Source organism: Oleiphilus sp. HI0066 (assembly GCF_001635725.1).
The window spans coordinates 1-950 of record NZ_LWFH01001319.1; the positions used below are offsets into that span (position 1 = coordinate 1).

Consider the following 950-nt stretch of genomic DNA (forward strand, 5'->3'; position numbering starts at 1 on the left):
GCTTCGAAAGCTCTTTCAAGCTATCTGCGCCAACATAGGTACATGTTGAACGAACACCACCAAGAATATCTTGAACTGTGTTATCGACCGGCCCTTTAAATGGCATTTCAACAGTTTTACCTTCTGACGCACGGTAGTTTGCAACGCCGCCAGAGTGCTTGTTCATTGCAGTTGATGATGACATACCGTAGAACAGCTTATACATCTTGCCATCGCGCTCGACTAGCTCACCACCAGACTCTTCGTGACCCGCAAGCATACCGCCAAGCATGACGAAATCAGAACCTGCACCAAATGCTTTTGATACATCGCCCGCACAAGTACAACCACCGTCAGAGATCACGTGACCACCAAGGCCATGCGCCGCATCAGCACATTCAATTGCTGCAGACAACTGCGGGTAACCCACACCAGTTTTCACACGTGTTGTACAAACAGAACCAGGACCGATACCGACTTTAACAACATCCGCACCAGATAGAATTAACTCTTCTGCCATCTCACCCGTTACAACGTTACCCGCAATGATAATCATACTTGGGAAATCAGCTCGCGCACGGCGCAAGAAATCAACAAAGTGCTGGGAGTAACCGTTCGCAACGTCAATACAAATGAAACGTAGCTTAGGGTTCGCTAAAACAATGGCCTTTACTTTATCGAAGTCAGCATCAGACGTACCTGAAGACACCATGATGTGATCGTAGATTGAATCTTCTTGCTTACCAAGCCACTCAGTCCACTCTTCAACGGTGTAATGCTTGTGCATTGCCGTTAACATTTTATAGCTGGCTAATCTTTCAGCCATTTCGAATGTGCCAACGGTGTCCATATTCGCAGCGATAACTGGAACGCCTGTCCATGTCTGACCGCTGTTTTTAAACTTGTACGTTCGTTCAAGACTTACTTGTGAACGGCTTTTTAAGGTTGAACGTTTTGGGCGAAATAAAACG

At 46.5% G+C, this 950-nt stretch carries 1 protein-coding gene; it reads right to left on the minus strand.

The window, feature by feature from the left end; all coding sequences use genetic code 11:
- Positions 1 to 950: GMP reductase (locus A3738_RS19410; RefSeq protein WP_068763794.1), on the minus strand; the 950-nt coding region annotated here is incomplete at both ends.